This window comes from Methylobacterium sp. (genome assembly GCF_028290105.1).
Classification (GTDB): domain Bacteria; phylum Pseudomonadota; class Alphaproteobacteria; order Rhizobiales; family Beijerinckiaceae; genus Methylobacterium.
Map to the genome: position 1 here is coordinate 1 of NZ_JAQGKL010000270.1, position 17177 is coordinate 17177.

The window sequence follows — 17177 nt, forward strand, 5'->3', positions numbered from 1 at the left end:
ACAAGGGCGCCCTCGATGCGGGCCGGGTCCGGGTGCGCACGCTGACGCTGCCCGACACCTACCAGGACCACAACACGCCCGACGCCATGTACGCCGAGGCCGGCCTCGATGCCGCCGGCATCGTCTCAACCGTCAAGGCCGCGCTGCCCGAACGGAAGGCGCGCGGCGCCAAGCTCATGAGCGTCGCCCAAAAGTAGACGTCCCAGACGATCCCGCGGTGCCCGATGCACCGCGGGATTCCGGCTTTGCTGAGCGTTACTTGATCACCGCGCAGGCGATGCGGGCTCCGGCTCCACCGATCGGCTGGGTGCTGTGATCGTCCTCGTTGGCGTGGATGATCAGGGCCGAACCGTCGCCGTCCTTGAGGGCACCTTCCCCGGTCAGCGGCGTCTCGCTCGACACTTCCGCGTTCACCGAGCCGTCGGCATTGGCGAAGACGTTGGGCAGGTCGCCCTCGTCGGGACCCTCCGCATTGAGCAGGCCGTGCTTGCTCTGGTCGTGGTTCACGTGCGCCTTCGACTTCTCGAACTTCTCGGTGTCCGAGCAATCGCCGACGGCGTGGAAGTGGATGCCGTGCCAGCCGGGAGGCAGGCCGCCGGGCTGGATCGTCACGCGCATGACCAGGGAACTCGCGCCGTCGCGGATCACGATCTTGCCGATGGGCTCGCCCTTCCCGTTCTGGATCGGGCTCTCGAAGCTCTGCGGGGCAGCAGCGGGGGCCGCAGGCGCCTCGGGCGCGGCGGTCTGCGCGATGGCGGTTTGGGCGGCGAGCATCGTGCTCGCGCCAAGGGCGAGGGCCGACAGAAGTCGTCTCATGGAATGGCTCTCCTCTCCACGCCGGGGTCGCATGTGGAGCGTCAACGAAGATGGTCCCGGAGCGATCCACGACAATGCCGTGAGCGCGCTCGACCTTTCCCATGCGCGGCGCCGGGACGCCAGCTACGGGCTTCGGGGAATGCGCGCCTGCGGCTTGGTTAAATCCCGGTCCGTGGACGGACCCGCAGGGATTCCTTAAGGTTCATCGATATGAGGCCGGGGCCGGGCATGATTCGCGGGCGTCCATGACGCGCGAGGGCTCGGGGTTCGGTGTCGCGCAGCGCATCGCTGGTCGGGAGGTCCCCATGACGTTCGCCCCTCGCCGCTTCGGGATCGCCGCCTTCGCGCTGGGGCTTCTGCCCGTGCTCGCCCTGGCCGAGCCCGGCTCGACCAGCCAGTCCGGTCGGGCCTGGACCGATCCGCCCGCCCGCGAGGCCGCCGAGGCGAAGGCCGGCCCGCGCGCCGAGACCCCGGCGCCGCGTGAAGTCCCGGCAAGACCGGCGATTGCTTCGACACCGCGGGAGTCCGCCCGTGCGGCTCCCGCGCATGGGCCCGGCCGCGCGACGGTTCGTACTGCGAAGGCCGTCAATGTGCGTCCGGCCCCGCGCGTCAGGGTCGCAACCCGCCCCGTCGCCACGCGGCGGCACTTCGTGAGCGTTTCACCGCGCCTGCCTGTGGCCGGTCACGACCCCGCCTTCCGGGTCGTGACCCTGCGGCCCCCTGCCTATGCCCGGCCGGCGCCGATGGTTTCCTACGGCTACACCGTCGAGGCGGCGCCGGCCCGGTCCCCGGTATACGAGGACGAGCGCGCCGCCCGCATCCGTCAGGCCCGCGAGGCCGGATACCTCGTGGTCCGCTCCCGCAGCCTCGAATTCCCCGACGGCCGCCGCCTGCGAGCCTACCGGTCCTACGACGAGGATGCGGACGATTAGCGTCGCTCGGTGCACAAACGAAAACCCCGCCGGGTAATCCGGCGGGGTTCGTTCAGGGCATCGAAAGGCTTGGCTCGGGAGCGATGCGCCTTAGCGCAGGCGACCGGGCCGGGCCGGCTCGAAGACGATGCGGCGGTGGAAGGCGCACCAGCTCTTGCCGTCGGGCGCGGGCGCCCCGCAACAGACGGCGCGGTCGTTCGGCTCACCGATGATGAACTTGCACACGAAGGCGCCGGACTGCGCGAAGGGAACCCGCAAGGAAGCGGAGGGCTCGGCGATGGCATCGGCCTCGCCGACCTGAGACATGCGGACAAGTTGGTTCATGGGTCGGATGACTCGCGGACTTGGGTTTCGCGGGCGAGGCCCCGCAGCGTGTTTCGAAATGAGAAGCGCGTCGCGTTCCGGCAGGCCGTCCCCTCACGGAAACCCGGCACGGTGCCGTGGACATTCGCGGAGACAATCGTCGACCCTTGTGAGGATCGAAAGCGCGGCCGGACCGGACGCGGAAACGTCATGATGCTGTTATATCTAGGGTTTGGCGTCCGGCAAACAAGTGCTTGCGCATGGGTGTGTTGCAACGCACAGGATTCGTCCGAGTCGCCGAGCACTGCGCTGGCGCCGTACTGACCGTCACGAAGGAGGCGGTGGCTTTCATCCTTCTCACCATCGCGTTTTTCCGCCGCTGTCATCCGTCTGTGACAGGCCCGTCCTAAGGCCGAGATGGGGAAGCCGTTCGGATCGTCCGACACAGGCGCTTCCTTCGAGGGACCGGCCCATGTCCGATGCGATCGCGGCGGAGCGACGCTCCGCGTCCTCCAGTGCCGGACCGGAGCGGCGCACCGGCCCGAATCTCGATGGCGGCATCCACGTTTCCGGTCTCATCGCCTTCGCGTTCGTCCTTCTCGGTGGCCTCGCCTATGCGGGGTACGGTCTGATCCGCGACATGAACGCGGTGGGCGAGACGCCCCTGGCGATCGGAGCCTTCGCGCTTCTCGCGCTCGCCCTCTTCATCGCGCTGGCCTTCGAATTCGTGAACGGCTTCCACGACACCGCCAACGCGGTGGCGACCGTGATCTACACCCACGCCCTGCCCCCGGTCGTGGCGGTGATCTGGTCCGGCGCCTTCAACTTCCTCGGCGTCATGCTGTCCTCGGGGGCGGTGGCCTACGCCATCGTCACGCTGCTGCCGGTGGAGCTGATCCTTCAGGTCGGCTCGGCGGCGGGCTACGCGATGATCTTCTCGCTGCTTATCGCCGCGATCCTGTGGAATCTCGGCACCTGGGCGCTCGGCCTGCCGAACTCCTCCTCGCACGCGCTCATCGGCTCGGTGATCGGCGTCGGCCTCGCCAACCAGCTCATGGCTCCCGAGGGTCAGGGCACCTCCGGCGTCGAGTGGGGACAGGCCCTGAAGGTGCTGGAGGGACTGCTGTTCTCGCCCGTCCTCGGCTTCGTCCTGGCGGCGCTGCTGCTGCTCGCCATGAAGGCGGTGGTGATGCGCCGGGACCTCTACGAGGCACCGAAGGGCGAGGCCCCGCCCCCGCCCTGGATCCGTGCCCTCCTCATCCTGACCTGCACCCTGGTGTCGTTCTTCCACGGCGGCAATGACGGGCAGAAGGGCATGGGCCTGATCATGCTCATCCTGATCGGGGCGGCGCCGACCGCCTACGCGCTGAACCGGACCATGTCGGACGACACGACGCCCGCCTTCGTCCAGCAATCGCGCGGGGCCAGCGCGGTGTTCTCGGGGCACGCCGCCGGGGCGCCGCTCCCCGATGCGGCGGCTGCCCGCACCGGGGTCACCGAGGCCCTGCGCAGCAAGGACCTGAACCAGCCCGCGATCTATGCCGCACTCGCCGCCCTGTCCGACGATATCGCGGCCTCGGTCCAGCGCCATGGGGCGATCCGGCAGGTGCCGGCCGCCGCGACCCCGAACCTGCGCAACGACATGTATCTGGCCGCCGACGCGGTCCGGCTGCTGCCGGGCGCCGGTGCCGGCTTCTCGGCGGAGGAGGGCAAGACCCTGAAGGCCTATGCGGGGCTCCTCAACGACGGCACCCGCTACATCCCGACCTGGGTGAAGGTCTCGGTCGCCCTGGCGCTCGGCCTCGGCACCATGGTCGGCTGGAAGCGCATCGTCGTCACCGTGGGCGAGCGGATCGGCAAGACCCACCTCACCTACGCCCAGGGCGCGTCCGCCGAGATGGTGGCCGCCGGCACCATCGGGCTCGCCGAACTCTACGGCCTGCCGGTCTCGACCACGCACATCCTGTCCAGCGGCGTCGCCGGCACCATGGCGGCCAACGGCTCGGGGCTGCAGGTGGCCACGGTGCGCAACATGGCGCTCGCCTGGGTGCTGACCCTGCCGGCCGCCATCACCCTGGCGGGCGGCTTGTTCTTCATCCTGCGCCACGTCTTCTGAAAGCGATCCTCGTTTGAGGGCGGACCCGCCGTTTCTTGAGGTCGCGCAGGCCCGGGTGTAGGTCGGGGACGAGGCGCGCCCGGTTCGGACGCGCCGCGAGGAACCCCATGCGCGTCTTCGTGACCGGCACCGCCGGCTTCATCGGCTATCACCTGGCGCGGCGCCTCCTCGACGAGGGCCACGCGGTGACCGGCTTCGACGGGTTCAGCGACTATTACGATGTCGGGCTGAAGCGGGCGCGCCATGCGGACCTCGCGCGGAGCCCGCACTTCACCGCCGTCGAGGCGCGGCTGGAAGCGCCGGGTGCCTTGCTGGAAGCCGTGGCCCGGGCGCGGCCCGAAATCGTCGTGCATCTGGCGGCACAGGCCGGCGTGCGCCACAGCCTGGAGAATCCGGGCGCCTACGTGGACGCCAATCTGGTGGGCATGGCCAACCTGATCGAGGCGGTGCGGGCGCATCCCGTGCGCCATCTCCTGTTCGCCTCGACGAGTTCCGCCTATGGCGGCAACACCGTGATGCCGTTCCGGGAGACCGACCCGGCGGTGACGCCGCTCACCCTCTACGCCGCCTCCAAGCTCGCCGGCGAGGCGATGGCGCATGCCTACAGCCACCTGTTCGGAGTTCCGACCACGGCCTTCCGGTTCTTCACGGTCTACGGCCCCTGGGGCCGGCCCGACATGGCGCTGTTCCTGTTCACGCGAAAGATCCTGGGCGGCGAACCCATCGAGGTCTTCGCGGGCGGCGCGGCCGAGCGCGACTTCACCTATATCGACGATCTCGTCTCGGCGATCCGGCGCCTGATGGACCGGCCTCCGCCCCGCCCCGGCGCTGCGGAAGGCCCGGTCGGCCTCGAGGACACCCTGAGCCCCGTGGCCCCGTTCCGTCTGGTCAATATCGGCGGCGGACGCCCCGTGCGGGTCGACGCGATGATCGACGAACTGGAGCGGGCGCTCGGGCGCCGCGCCGAGCGCGTCCTCAAGCCCCTGCCCCCCGGCGACGTGCCCCGCACCGATGCCAGCACCGCGTTGCTGCGGGCCCTGGTCGGGAGCGTTCCCGAAACGCCGCTCAGCATCGGCATCCCCGCCTTCGTGGCGTGGTACCGGGACTATTACGGGGTGTGATTCCGCAAGATTTTGTCCGATGCGGCCGGATCTCGCCAGGCACCCGTTCCGCGCGCGCCAGACCATCCCTCCCTTGAAGCAATCCCTCCCGATGACCTTTCGAACCGATCCGCTGCGGCGCGCGCCCCCGTCTGGCACGACCCGCCCTGCCCCGGGCGCCCGGCCATGATGGCCCTGCGATCCACCGCGCTCGCGGCCGCCGGGCTCCTCGCCTTTCTGCTGTTCTGGGAGGCGATGCCGCGCCTCGGCCTCATCAACCCGGCCTTCCTGCCGCCGCCGAGCACGATTCCGGCGGCCTTCCTCAACGAGGTCCGCCTCGGGGTCTGGGGCGAGGCGGTGGTGTCGAGCCTGAGCCACTACGTGGCCGGGCTCGCGGTGGGGACGGCCGCCGGCATCGCGCTCGGCCTGCTCAGCGGCATGTTCCGCTGGTTCGAGGCGCTCACCGCCTGGATCGTGCGCCTCTTGCGGCCGATCCCGGGTCTCGCCTGGGTACCCTTCGCGATCATCTGGTTCGGCGTCCAGCCCGAGGCTGCTGTCTTCATCATCGCCATCGGCGTGTTCTGGATCGTGTTCTTCGCGACCCAGGGGGCGGTGCGCGGGGTCGACCGCGACCTCGTCGAGGTCGCACAGGCCTTCGGCTTCGGATCGCCCTGGGCGCGGCTCACAAAGATCCTGCTGCCGGCCGCGACCCCCGGCATCCTCGTCGGCCTGCGCACGGCGCTGGGCCAGGCCTGGATGGCGGTGGTGGCCGCCGAGATCTTCGGCGTGCCCGGCGTCGGCGCCCGGATGATGCAGGCCTCGAGCCTGCTCTCCACCGATATCGTCGTCGTCTACATGCTCACCATGGCCGCCCTCTACGGCCTGTTCGACACGGCCTTCGTCGCCCTGCAGGGGTGGCTCCTACGGTGGCGCGCCTGAGATGTCCGAGCCGATCATTTCCATCGCGGGTCTCAGCCTCGCCTACGAGCGCGCCGGCACCCGCAACGTCATCCTGGCGGATCTCGACCTCGACATCGCGCGCGGCGAGTTCCTCGTCATCGTCGGCGAATCCGGGGTCGGCAAGTCGACGGTCCTGCGCGTGCTGATCGGGCTGGCCAAGCCCAGTTCGGGCCGCGTGCGGATCGACGCGCGGCCGGGTTGCCGCACGCCGATGGCCCTGGTCTTCCAGGATGCGCGGCTGCTGCCCTGGCGCCGGGTCATCGCCAACGTGGCCTTCGGGCTGGAGGGCAGCGGCCTCTCGAAGGCGGAACGCCTCGCCAAGGCGCAGGGGATGCTCGACCTCGTGGGCCTCGGCGACCTCGGCCAGCGCTGGCCGCATCAGCTCTCCGGCGGCCAGCGCCAGCGCGTCGCCATCGCCCGCGCGCTCGCCGTCGACCCCGACGTGCTCCTCATGGACGAGCCGTTCTCGGCGCTCGACAGCTTCACCCGCGAGGGCCTGCAGGACGAGTTGCAGCGCATCCAGGCGGCCACCGGCAAGACCATCCTGTTCGTCACCCACGACATCGACGAGGCCGTGACGCTCGCCGACCGGGTGGTGGTGCTGGCGGGGAGCCCCGGCCGGCTCGCGGCGGAGATGCGGGTCGCCGTGCCCCGGCCCCGGCTGCGGCGCGACGCGGCCCTGCAGGAAGCCGCCCGGCAATTGCGGGCGGAACTGTCCAACCGCTCGGCGGAGCTGTGATCCGGCCGGAACCTCCGGAAGAAAGGGTCGCAGGCGCATGCGTTGCCATCGGCCGCCCCGCGCTCTACCCCGCCAGGCAGGATATCCCGCGTTTCGAGGACCAGGCCGATGCGCCGCCGCACCCGCTCGCTGATCGGCACGATCGTGATGCTGGCCTTCATCATCGTCTACGCGCCGCTGGCCATGGCCCTGGCCGACAGCCGCATCTCGCAGACGCCCCCGGCCGTCCAGGCGATCCTCTACGCGCTGCTCGGCATCGCCTGGATCTTCCCGCTGATGCCGCTGATCAGCTGGATGGGCCGGAACGACCCCCAGGACGGATTCGACAAGGACGATCTTCACCAGGGCCCCGCGCCGCCGCGCTGAGCCGGGAAGGGATGGATATCGCCGCCCGGTGTCGGTTTTTCGCCGCACTCGCGGCCCAGAAGCACGACGTCTCATTCGTTAAAAGGCCGTCGTAAAGCTCAATGCTCCGCCTGCGCACCCTTTCGCTTCTGCTCGGCCTCGCGATCCTGTCGGTGCCCCAGGCCCTGCCCGGCGGCTCCGCTTTGGCGCAGTCCACCCCGCGCTCCGTCTCCGATTGCGAGCGCCTGAAGAACGACCTTGCCTATAACCAGTGCCTCGCCATGTTCGGGCCGGCCGCCAAGAACGTGGCCGGCGGTTTCGCGAGCGGATCGGCCTCCGCCTCGGCCTCCGTCGCCACGGCCCTGGCGGCGATTCCACAATCCATCGCGGCGGGCGCCCTGGCGACGGAGGCGGCGATCACCTCGGTCGGGCGGCGCGGGCGCCGGGGCCGCCATGCGCGGCATGGGCGCCAGAGCGCCAGCTTCGCCGTCGCGGGGGGGGAGAGCCGCTCCTATCGGCGCCATCGCCGCCGGCGCTGAGGCGCTTCAATCCACGTTGATCCGGCGTCCCCGGTTCCAGGCCAGGAACGGTACGCCCGAGAGCAGCGCCGAGAGCGCGGCGTCCGTCTGATGGTGCCCGTTCACCGATACGCGCGGCAAGGCGTGCAGGTGGCCGGCATGGCCGGCGAAGAGATGGCCCGGCCGGGTGGTCACCGCGGTCGCGAAGCCGAGTTCGCGGGCGATGCCGAAATCCCGCATGCCCGCCGAGGTCGGATCGCCCACCGGATAGGACAGGTGAGCCACCCGCCGATCCAGCTCGGCTTCGATCCGGGCCCGGCCCTGCGCGATCTCGCGCCGTGCCGTGGCCTCGTCGTGCTTGGCCAGCATCGGGTGGCTGACCGTATGCGCCCCGAAGGTCACGCCCGGGTCGCGGCCCAGCGCCCGCAACCCCGGCCAGGTCAGGCAGAGATCCTGCGCCAGCGTGCCGGCCACGAATCCGGCCTCGGCGCAGAGATCGGCGATGGTGGCGAGGAGCCCTGCCTCCGGCCCGGCCCGCAGGCGGCGGTAGACCGTCTCGAAAGCGAGCGATTTCTCCGTCGCGTCCCGCGCGGCCAAGTCGATGGCTCCGTCCGCGATCCGAACCCGGTCGAGGCGGCGGATCGCCTCCTCCAGTTCGAGCCACCACAGGCGCCCCCGTCCGCTCGCGAAGTCGCTGGTGACGAACAGGGTCCAGGGCGCTTCGTGCCGCCGCAGGATGGGGGCGGCGTGCTCGGCATTGTCGCGGTAGCCGTCGTCGAAGGTCAGGACCACGAAGGGGCGCCCTCCCGTCGCGAGGCGCTCCGGGACGGCATCGAGCCCGATGATCTCGAAGCCGCGCGCCCGCACCAGGGCGAGGGTCCGGTCGAGGAAGTCCGGGGTGATCGCCAGCAGGCCGTTGGGCGCATAGGCCTGCCGCGTGGCCGGCCGGACATGGTGAAAGGTGAGGATGAGCCCGCGCCCGCGCGCGATCGCACCGAGCCAGAGGTCGGCGCGGCTTGCCGCGATGGCGCGAAAACCCGCCGCGAACAGGCGGTGGCGGCGGCTCAGGGCCGGGATCTTGGGAGCCGGCATGGTGAATCCCTTCGGGCGGATCCGCAGGCAAGCACGCCAACCGGCAAGGTTTCGTTACCCACGCGCGCAAGAGGCGGGGCCGCGTCGGCGCATGTCACACGCCGGTTAAGGGCTGAACCTGCATGAGATGAGGGGCAAAGCGGCGGAGTGCGCTCCACCGGCGTTGAGGGACGATGGCATGGCGGTTCTTGCTCGGGAACGGATCGGAGCCGGAGCGATGCGCGAGCGGGTGCAGGGCGGCCTTGGCGGCGAGATCTTCAGCGACCTCGCCTCCGTCGAGGCGCTCTGGCGCGCGATGGAGGCCGATCCGGCGGTGCTGGCGACACCCTATCAGCGCTTCGATTGGGTGGCCGCCTATGCGCGGGTCGAGCCGCAAGCCGCCCTGCGTATCGCCGTCCTGCGGGACTCGGCCGGGCGACCGCGCGTGCTGATCCCCCTCGCGGTCGCCCGCGAGGGAGGGATGCAGGTGGCCCGCGTGATCGGGGCCAAGCACGCCAATTATCACATGCCTCTCTTCGCCTCGCGCGAGGCCGCCGCGATGCGTCCGGAGGACCTCGCCGACCAGCTGCGCCTGCTCGGATGCGGTGCCGGCATCGATGTCTTCGCCCTCTCGCACCAGCCGCGCTTCTGGGACGGGGCCGCCAATCCGATGTCGCTTCGGGCCGAGCCCGCGCCGAGCGACGCTTACGGGCTGATCCTGGGCCCCGACCCCGAATCGACCGTCAAGCGGGTGTTCAGCGGCGACGCGCGCAAGAAGCTGCGCTCGAAGGAGAAGAAGCTCGTCGAAGCCTTCGGCCCGGTCGCGTGCCGGCGCGCCACGACGCCGGAGGAGGTCGAACGGTATCTCGCCGCCTTCTTTGTGCAGAAGGCGAGCCGCTTTGCCGCCATGGGCATCGCCAACCCGTATGCCGACGCGGCCATGCGCGACTTCCTCGCGCGCGGCGCTTCGGTCGAAAGCGGGACGCCCGCAATCGAGGTGACGGCCCTCGTCGCCACGCAGACCGGCCGGGTCTTCGCGGTCTTCGCCGGGGCGGTCGATGCCCTGCGCTACAGCGGCATGGTGACGTCCTTCGATGCCGACCCCGTGGTCAGCCGGTCGAGCCCCGGCGACATCCTGCTGCATCACCTGATCGGCGACCAGACCGCGCGGGGGCGCCGCGCCTTCGACCTCGGCGTCGGCGAGGCCCGCTACAAGGCCAACATCTGCGACGAGACCATCGCGCTCGGGGACGTCACGATCCCGGTGACGCTGCGCGGCCACCTCTTCGCCCTCAAGGCGGTCTGCACGGCCCGGCTGAAACGCCGGATCAAGCGCGACCCGCGCCTGATGGGCTTGGTGATGCGCCTGCGCCGTCGGGGGCGTGCGGCCGCCGAGTAGCGCGGGCCCCGCGCTCAGGCCGCCGAGAGACGCAGCGGCATCGCCTCGTCGGTCTCGTAGGCCGGCTGCCGGGGCGCCTTCTGGCTGACCGCCAGGTCCTGGGCCACCAGGACCTGGCCGGCACCGGAGGCTTCGGCGCGCTCGTAGAGATCGACGAGGGCGGCATCCTCCGGATCGCGATCCGAGGCGATCACCACCGTGTCCATGTGCGCACCCGCCGCTGCCAGGATCGCGCGGGCGGCCCGGGTCTGCGGAGCGCCGAGGCGGCACACCACCCAGTCATAGGCTTCGCCCAGCGCATCGAGGGTGATGCCCAGGGCCTGCGGCTCCTCCGTCAGGATCTCGACGTCGAGGAAGCCGCGCGAGATCGCGTGGAGGCGCGAACCCGGGACCGACTGGATCACCTCGAGGAAGGCGGCCTCGCCGGCCACGAGATCCGTGAGGCCCACCTCCTCTTCGCCGCAGGCAGGACCGTTGAGATCCAGCACCACCGCGTTGGCATGCGCCGCCAGGGTGCCGCCGAGGCTGGCCGCGAGGCCGGCCGTCTCCCGGCGTGCCGGGCTCGTCTCGACGACGAGGACCCGGCGTCCCATGTCCGTGTTGCCCGGACCCGATCCGGCGCGAAGGCGGGCGATGAGCTGATCGAGGTCGTAGGTATCCGCGTCGTCTCGGCCGCGGGCCGGGCCGCGGGTCGCCTGGAGGGGCGCAGTTCCGGCGCCGGTGTCCTTGAGGTTCCGGGTTCCGGTCTCGGCCTCCGGCAACGGCGCGGCCGGGCTCGTCGCGAGCGGTGCGGCCGTGCCCTCGCCCTGGCGCGCCATCGCGAGGGAGGCTTCGGGAAAGGCGAAGGGCTGGCTGAAGGCTTGTGGACGCTCGAAGGCCGCGTCCGCATCGGATTCGCTGCGCCGCCGCCGGCCCGAGCCGTCGGGGTCTCTCAGGAGGTGGTGGGCGATGATTCCGCCCATGGAGAACAGCAACCCCAGCACGGCGGCGAGGAAGACGATCGGCAGCTTCTTCGGAAAGGAGGGGGTTTCGGGCGTGACGGCGCGCGAGACCACGCGGGCATCGGCCGGGGTCGCGCTCTCGGCGTCGCGGGCGGAGGCCTCGCGGTAGCGCGAGAGGTAGGATTCGAGCTGCTCGCGCTGGGCCTTGGCCTCGCGCTCCAGGGCCCTCAGCTGGACCTCGCTGGAATTGCCCTTCGAGACCACGTCGCGCTGGGCGTCGACGGCGGCACCCAGGCTCTCGACCCGGGCTTCGGCGATGCGGGCGTCGTTCTCCAGGGTCCGGACCACCCGTTCGGCGGTCGCCTTGATCTGGGCGTCGAGGTCCGAGATCTGCGCCGTCAGCTCCTTGATGCGCGGATGGCCGGCGAGCAGCGTCCGGGATTCCAGCGCCAGCTGGTTGCGCAGGGTGATGCGCTGCTCGACGGTGCGGCGGATGATCTCGTTGTTGGCCACGTCCGGGATCTCGAACGCGCGGCCGTCCTTGATCATCTCCTTGATCAGCTTGGCCCGGCCGGCGAGGTCGGCCTTGGCGGTGCGGGCCTGGGAAAGCTGGGTCGACAATTCGCCGAGCTGCTGGGCCCCCAGCGGCTGGCCGGCGGCGCCCCCCGTGGCGATCAGGCCGTTCTTGGCCCGGTAGGTCTCGACCTTGGCCTCGGCCTCGGCGACGCGGGTGCGCAGGGCCTCGATGTTGCCGCCGAGCCAAGTCGAGGCGTAGCGGGCGGTGTCGGTCTTGGCCGCGTCCAGCGAGGCGATGTAGAGTTCCGCGATGGTGTTGGCCGCCTGCGCCGCGAGGTGCGGGTCCTGGGAGCGGAATTCCACCGTGAGGATGCGCGACTTGCCCGCCGGGAACACCGTGAGGCGGTCGAAGTAGGTCTCCAGGATGCGCTCCTCGGGTGGGCGCTCCATCGGATTCTTGGCCAGCCCGATCATCATCAGGGCGCGCTGCAGCGGGCCGATTCCGGCGACGTTGGGATCGAATTCGGCGTTGCCGGCCAGCGACAGCCTGCGGATCGCCTCCCGCGCGAGGTCGCGCGACATCACCACCTGCACCTGGCTCGCCACCGCCTGCTCGTCGATGGGCTGGGCCTGCTCGCTGCGCTCCTGGGCACTGCGCGTGAACGCGGTGTCGCGGCTCTCGAGCAGGATCTTCGCCTCGCCGGTGTAGCGCGGCGACACGACCTGCACGAAGGCGACGGCGCCGATGGTGACGAGCGCGGTCGGCACCACGATCCAGCGCCAGGAGCGGCGCAGCAGACCGGCGAGTTGCGAGAGCCCGAGACCTTCGCCCTCGGCGGGCGTCGGTGCTGGGATGGGCTGGAACGGCGAGGAGCGGGACATGGCTCGATCTTTACGAAAGGCAAGGATGTCGACCGCGAAACAGTCGGTTCACGCACGAGTAGAACGCGTTAAGATTGACCGGACGTTAATCGCCGAGTGCAAACAAACGTCCGTCTCGGGACGTCAGTGTTCGTTAACCATATGGCCCTAGGGCTAGCCGCATGATTTTCTCACGGCGGTAGTGGTGATGAACCGGCGATCACTCCTCTTAGCTCTCTCGTCGAGCCTGGCGCTCGGCGGCTGCTTGCGCCCGGATTTCCGGACCGATCAGCTCGACGCCACCGGCACCGGCTCGATCGGCGCGCGCTACACGCTCTCGGCGGGCGACCGACTGCGGGTCATCGTCTTCGGCCAGGACAACCTCTCGAACATCTATGCGGTGGACGGGGCGGGCAACATCGCCATGCCGCTCATCGGCCTCGTGAAGGTGGGCGGCCAGCCGACGAGCCAGGCTGCGCGCTCCATCGAGGCGAAGCTCTCGGCGGGGTTCGTGCGCGAGCCCCACGTCACCGTCGAGGTCGATGCCTATCGGCCCTTCTACATCCTGGGCGAGGTCACCACCTCCGGCCAGTACCCCTATGTCAACGGCATGGCGGTGGAGACCGCGGTGGCGATCGCCGCCGGGTTCGGCCCCCGGGCCGCCCGCGACTACGCGGTGCTCACCCGGGAGGGCAAGGGCGGCCTCGTCTCGGGCATCGTGCCGATGACCTACCCGGTGCGTCCGGGCGACACGATCGTGATCAAGGAGCGCTTCTTCTAGGGTGCCGCATGGGGATGCCCCCGCATCGCGGTTTCTCGACGCGCTTCCTCGGGCGGGGTTAGGAAACGCCTAACCGCATCCGCAACTATCGCGGGCATTCGGGCTCCGGCACCGGCCGCGTGCGCCCGAGGGCGTCCCGGCCTTAACGGTCCGCCCACCTCTCCCGGGCCAGAGTCAAGCAACGGCCGAGCGTCCCACCCGCTCGTCAGCCTCGCTTGGAGTTGCCCGTCGTGCCCGCGTCCGCCCCCGGTCTCACCGATCCCAGCGTCTCCATTCCGGTCATGAACGCCGCCTCGGGCGGCCTAACCTCGCAGCGCATCCTGCACGTCTTCCGCGCGCCGGTCGGCGGGCTCTTCCGGCATGTGGTCGATCTCGCCCGGCTTCAGGCGGCGGCCGGGCATCAGGTCGGTCTCGTCTGCGACGCGTCCACCGGCGGTGAGCGGGCCGCCGAGGCTCTGGCCTGCCTCGCGCCCTGCCTCGCCCTCGGCGTCAGCCGCCTGCCGATGCGGCGCAACCCGCATCCCTCCGACATCCTGACCCTGCGGGCGATCGCACGCCGCGCCGAGGCGGTCGGAGCCACGGTGCTCCACGGCCACGGCGCCAAGGGCGGCGTCTATGCCAGGATGGCGCTGATGAAGGGGACGGCGCCGATCCGCGCCTACACGCCCCATGGGGGCAGCTACAACTACAAGCCGGGCACCCTGCGCCACCGCTTCTACATGGGCATCGAGCGCGGGCTGGCGCTGCGCACGGACGTGTTCCTGTTCGAGAGCGAGTACGTCGCGGGCCGTCACCTCGCCTATGCGGGCGATCCGCGCCGCATCACCCGCATCGTCCATAACGGGATCGGCGAGGCGGAATTCGCCCCCGTGATCCCCGCCGCGGACCCCTACGACCTGCTCTATATCGGCGAGTTGCGCGACGCGAAGGGGGTACCCTTCCTCCTCGACGCGCTCCTGCGCCTGCGCGCCGAGGGACGTCCCCTGCGCCTGCTCATGGTCGGCTCCGGACCCGACGCGGACGTCCTCGCCACCCGCGTGGTGGAGATGGGGCTCGGCGACGCCGTGGCCTTCGAGCCCCCCCAGGCGATCCGGGCCGTGCTGGCCCGGGGCCGGGTCATGGTGGTGCCCTCGCTCGCCGAATCCCTCCCCTACGTGGTGCTGGAAGCCGCCGCCGCCTGCCAGCCCCTGGTCGCCACCGACGTCGGCGGCATCCCCGAGATCTTCGGGCCCGCCGCCTCGCAGCTCGTGCCGTCCCGCGACGGGAAAGCCCTGGCGGGCGCCATCGCGAAGGTCCTCGACGAGGACCCCGAAGCGCGGCGCCGACGCTTCGAGGGGCTCGCCGCCTCGGTCAAAGCGCGGTTCTCGATGACCCGGATGGGCTCCGACGTGCTCTCGGGCTACGCCGCCGCCCTGCGCGCCCAGGCCGCCGCCCGCCGTCCGGCCGTCGCGCCCCACGTCCCGTGATTCGCCTCCCTGACGCCATACCCCCGAACTCGCTGCCCCCGAACCCCGCGCGCCTGAACTCCGAAAGCCTGCCATGAGCGCCTTCGATGTCCGTGACCTGCTCGATGCGGCCGGGCGAACCGGCCCCCAGGCCGAGCCGAGCCCGGCCCAGGCAATGCCGCCCGCCGAGGCCCTGACGCGTCCGGCCGCGCCGACGCTGCTGTCGCCGGTGGTGCTTGCGGGCTGCGTCCGCGTCGTCGAGTTCGTCCTGATCGCCCTGGTCGGCATCGGCATCCACCAGGCTCAACTCGCCGGGATCGTCCCGCTGTCGCCCCGCTATCTCGCCGCCACCCTCGGCATCGCGGCGCTGGCGCCCCTCCTGCTCCAGGCGGCCGGGGCCTACCGCATGGCGTCCCTGCGCGCGCTCGGTGGTTCGGCCCTGCGCCTCGTCGGGGCCTGGTCCCTGGCCTTCCTGGTCGTCGCCGCCGTCATGGTCTTTGCCAAGATCGCGGACCACTATTCCCGCGTCTGGCTGGCGAGCTTCTTCGCGGGCGGCCTCGCCGCCCTGATCGCCGAGCGCCTCGCCGTCGTCCGTTTCATCGGCCTGCAGATGCAGCGCGGCCATTTCGACCGGCGCACGGCGATCGTCGGCGGCGGTGCGGTGGCGGAGGACCTGATCCGTGCCCTCGACGCGCAGGCCGATTCGGGCGTGCGCATCGTGGGCGTGTTCGACGATCGCGGCGACATGCGCTCCGACACGGTGGTGGCCGGCTACCCGAAGCTCGGCACCGTGAGCGACCTCGTCGGCTATGCCCGCGCCACGCGCCTCGACCTCGTCATCTTCACGATTCCCATCGCCGCCGAGGATCGCATCCTGCAGATGCTGGCCAAGCTCTGGGTCCTGCCGATCGACATCCGGGTCTCGGCCCAGGCCTCCAAGCTGCGCCTGCGCCCCCGCGCCTATTCCTATCTCGGCGCCGTGCCGGTGCTCGACGTGTTCGACAAGCCGATGGCCGACTGGGACATCGTCGCCAAGAACATCTTCGACCGCGTCGTCGGACTGGCGATGCTGCTGGCGCTGGCCCCCGTCATGCTCGGCGTGGCGCTCGCCGTGCGCCTCACCTCCCCCGGCCCGGTCCTATTCCGGCAGAAGCGCTACGGCTTCAACAACGAGCTGATCGAGGTCTTCAAGTTCCGCTCGATGTACGTGAACCAGAGCGATGCCGGCGCCGCCAAGCTGGTGACGCGGGACGACCCGCGCGTCACCCCCGTGGGCCGGTTCATCCGCAAGACCTCGCTCGACGAACTGCCGCAGCTCTTCAACGTCATCAAGGGCGAGCTCTCCCTGGTCGGCCCCCGCCCCCATGCCCTCCAGGCCAAGGCCGCCAACACCCTCTACGACCAGGTCGTGGACGGCTATTTCGCCCGTCACAAGGTCAAGCCCGGAATCACCGGCTGGGCCCAGGTCAACGGCTGGCGCGGCGAGACCGATACCAGCGACAAGATCCAGAAGCGCGTCGAGCACGACCTGCACTACATCGAGAACTGGTCGATCCTGTTCGACATCAGGATCATGCTCGCCACGCCGATCGCCCTGTTCCGCACCAAGAACGCGTACTGACGGCCACCCGAAGCGCAAAACGTCATGAGAAGGGCCGCGTCCAGGCGAGACGCGGCCCTTTCGATTCCATGGAGGTGCCCTCAGGGAACGAGGGGCGCCGGTACCCTATGGCAGCGCGCCGGCCTTGGTCTTGGCCTCTGTCATCGTGTCCTCGCAGCCCTTCATGTCGCCGGCCTTGTCCTGCGCCCGCGCCTTCTTGATCAGGTCGCGGGCCTGCGCGACGCCGCCCGCGCTCGCGGTGGTCGCCGGGTCGGTGGGCTTCACGTCGGGGGCCTTCGCGAGGGCCTTCGGCGAGTTCGAAGATGTCGGGCCGCCGGGCGGCTCCTTGCCCGTCACCTGCTCGGCGCCCGCGCTGTCGAGGCGGCGCTCGATGGTGGCGATCTGCTCCGAGCAGGACGAGGCGAGGACGGGGCCGGCGGTGCCGATCATGACGAGGGCGGCCGGCAGTAAGAGGGTGATCCGCATGTGACGAGCTCTCCGGAGGGGGCGGCCGCCCCCATGGGTGGCCTGGTTTCGGCAGGGTCGCGAGGGAAGCGCCCGCTGTCGACGAGAGTTCCGCCAGGTCGCCCCCGCCCCGTCATCGGGGACTGCGGCTTTGCAGCGCGCCGCCGCCACGCCGACGCGGCGACGGCATGAGTCCGCAACGACGAACGGCGCAGATCTCGCGATCCGCGCCGTTCGTCGTGGTGGAGGGGCGACGCGTTGCCCCCCCG

At 70.7% G+C, this 17177-nt stretch carries 17 protein-coding genes; 12 read left to right on the top strand and 5 right to left on the bottom strand.

Translation table 11 applies throughout. The annotated features are described in order from the left end of the window. On the top strand, positions 1-197 hold a 197-nt coding region (locus JWQ05_RS18755; RefSeq protein ID WP_299661765.1), incomplete at its 5' end, for a hypothetical protein. A 58-nt stretch (positions 198-255) separates the two neighbouring features. Here the strand turns inward: JWQ05_RS18755 and JWQ05_RS18760 are convergent. Then, positions 256-816: a superoxide dismutase family protein gene (locus tag JWQ05_RS18760; RefSeq protein WP_299661768.1), complete on the bottom strand. Its 561-nt coding sequence runs from the start codon at positions 814-816 to the stop codon at positions 256-258. 305 nt (positions 817-1121) lie between these two features. Here JWQ05_RS18760 and JWQ05_RS18765 point away from each other — a divergent pair, with 305 nt between their 5' ends. After that, positions 1122-1748 carry a hypothetical protein gene (locus tag JWQ05_RS18765; protein WP_299661771.1) on the top strand — a complete coding sequence of 209 codons (627 nt, stop codon included), beginning with the start codon at positions 1122-1124 and terminating at the stop codon, positions 1746-1748. Between the two features lie 90 nt (positions 1749-1838). Here the strand turns inward: JWQ05_RS18765 and JWQ05_RS18770 are convergent, their stop codons facing one another. Further along, a complete protein-coding gene (locus tag JWQ05_RS18770) occupies positions 1839-2132 on the bottom strand; it encodes a GcrA family cell cycle regulator (protein WP_299661809.1) in 294 nt (97 codons plus the stop codon). A gap of 391 nt (positions 2133-2523) precedes the next feature. Here JWQ05_RS18770 and JWQ05_RS18775 point away from each other — a divergent pair, with 391 nt between their 5' ends. The 6 genes from JWQ05_RS18775 to JWQ05_RS18800 all read left to right on the top strand — a co-directional run bounded on the left by JWQ05_RS18775 (position 2524) and on the right by JWQ05_RS18800 (position 7850). Continuing rightward, a complete protein-coding gene (locus JWQ05_RS18775) occupies positions 2524-4167 on the top strand; it encodes an inorganic phosphate transporter (RefSeq protein WP_299661774.1) in 1644 nt (547 codons plus the stop codon). Between the two features lie 107 nt (positions 4168-4274). Next, positions 4275-5288: an NAD-dependent epimerase/dehydratase family protein gene (locus JWQ05_RS18780; protein WP_299661777.1), complete on the top strand. Its 1014-nt coding sequence runs from the start codon at positions 4275-4277 to the stop codon at positions 5286-5288. Between the two features lie 165 nt (positions 5289-5453). Next, the gene (locus JWQ05_RS18785; RefSeq protein WP_299661780.1) at positions 5454-6206 is read left to right on the top strand and encodes an ABC transporter permease; all 753 of its coding nucleotides are present in this window, start codon (positions 5454-5456) and stop codon (positions 6204-6206) included. 1 nt (position 6207) lies between these two features. Then, on the top strand, positions 6208-6966 hold the full coding sequence (locus JWQ05_RS18790; RefSeq protein WP_299661783.1) for an ABC transporter ATP-binding protein: 759 nt from the start codon (positions 6208-6210) through the stop codon (positions 6964-6966). A 108-nt stretch (positions 6967-7074) separates the two neighbouring features. Continuing rightward, entirely contained in the window at positions 7075-7332 is a 258-nt protein-coding gene (locus JWQ05_RS18795; protein WP_299661785.1) for a DUF2842 domain-containing protein, read from the top strand. Positions 7333-7433: 101 nt separating this feature from the next. Next, a complete protein-coding gene (locus tag JWQ05_RS18800) occupies positions 7434-7850 on the top strand; it encodes a hypothetical protein (protein WP_299661788.1) in 417 nt (138 codons plus the stop codon). A gap of 6 nt (positions 7851-7856) precedes the next feature. Here JWQ05_RS18800 and JWQ05_RS18805 read toward each other — a convergent pair whose 3' ends face one another. Beyond that, positions 7857-8921, bottom strand: coding sequence for a polysaccharide deacetylase family protein (locus JWQ05_RS18805; RefSeq protein ID WP_299661791.1), 1065 nt, complete (start codon positions 8919-8921; stop codon positions 7857-7859). A gap of 178 nt (positions 8922-9099) precedes the next feature. On the opposite strand from JWQ05_RS18805, the gene JWQ05_RS18810 reads away from it, so the two are divergent. Further along, positions 9100-10299, top strand: a complete 1200-nt coding sequence (locus JWQ05_RS18810) for a GNAT family N-acetyltransferase (protein ID WP_299661794.1) — start codon at positions 9100-9102, stop codon at positions 10297-10299. A gap of 14 nt (positions 10300-10313) precedes the next feature. Here JWQ05_RS18810 and JWQ05_RS18815 read toward each other — a convergent pair whose 3' ends face one another. Then, complete coding sequence (locus JWQ05_RS18815; RefSeq protein ID WP_299661797.1) at positions 10314-12638, bottom strand: GumC family protein; 2325 nt, start codon at positions 12636-12638, stop codon at positions 10314-10316. A gap of 187 nt (positions 12639-12825) precedes the next feature. On the opposite strand from JWQ05_RS18815, the gene JWQ05_RS18820 reads away from it, so the two are divergent. From JWQ05_RS18820 to JWQ05_RS18830, 3 genes are all read left to right on the top strand, one after another. Then, positions 12826-13398: a polysaccharide biosynthesis/export family protein gene (locus JWQ05_RS18820; protein WP_299661800.1), complete on the top strand. Its 573-nt coding sequence runs from the start codon at positions 12826-12828 to the stop codon at positions 13396-13398. A 281-nt stretch (positions 13399-13679) separates the two neighbouring features. Beyond that, a complete protein-coding gene (locus JWQ05_RS18825) occupies positions 13680-14864 on the top strand; it encodes a glycosyltransferase family 4 protein (RefSeq protein ID WP_299661812.1) in 1185 nt (394 codons plus the stop codon). A gap of 73 nt (positions 14865-14937) precedes the next feature. After that, entirely contained in the window at positions 14938-16464 is a 1527-nt protein-coding gene (locus JWQ05_RS18830) for an undecaprenyl-phosphate glucose phosphotransferase (protein ID WP_299661803.1), read from the top strand. Positions 16465-16569: 105 nt separating this feature from the next. On the opposite strand, the gene JWQ05_RS18835 is transcribed toward JWQ05_RS18830, so the two are convergent. Beyond that, positions 16570-16929: a hypothetical protein gene (locus JWQ05_RS18835; protein ID WP_299661806.1), complete on the bottom strand. Its 360-nt coding sequence runs from the start codon at positions 16927-16929 to the stop codon at positions 16570-16572. Positions 16930-17177: the final 248 nt, after the last annotated feature.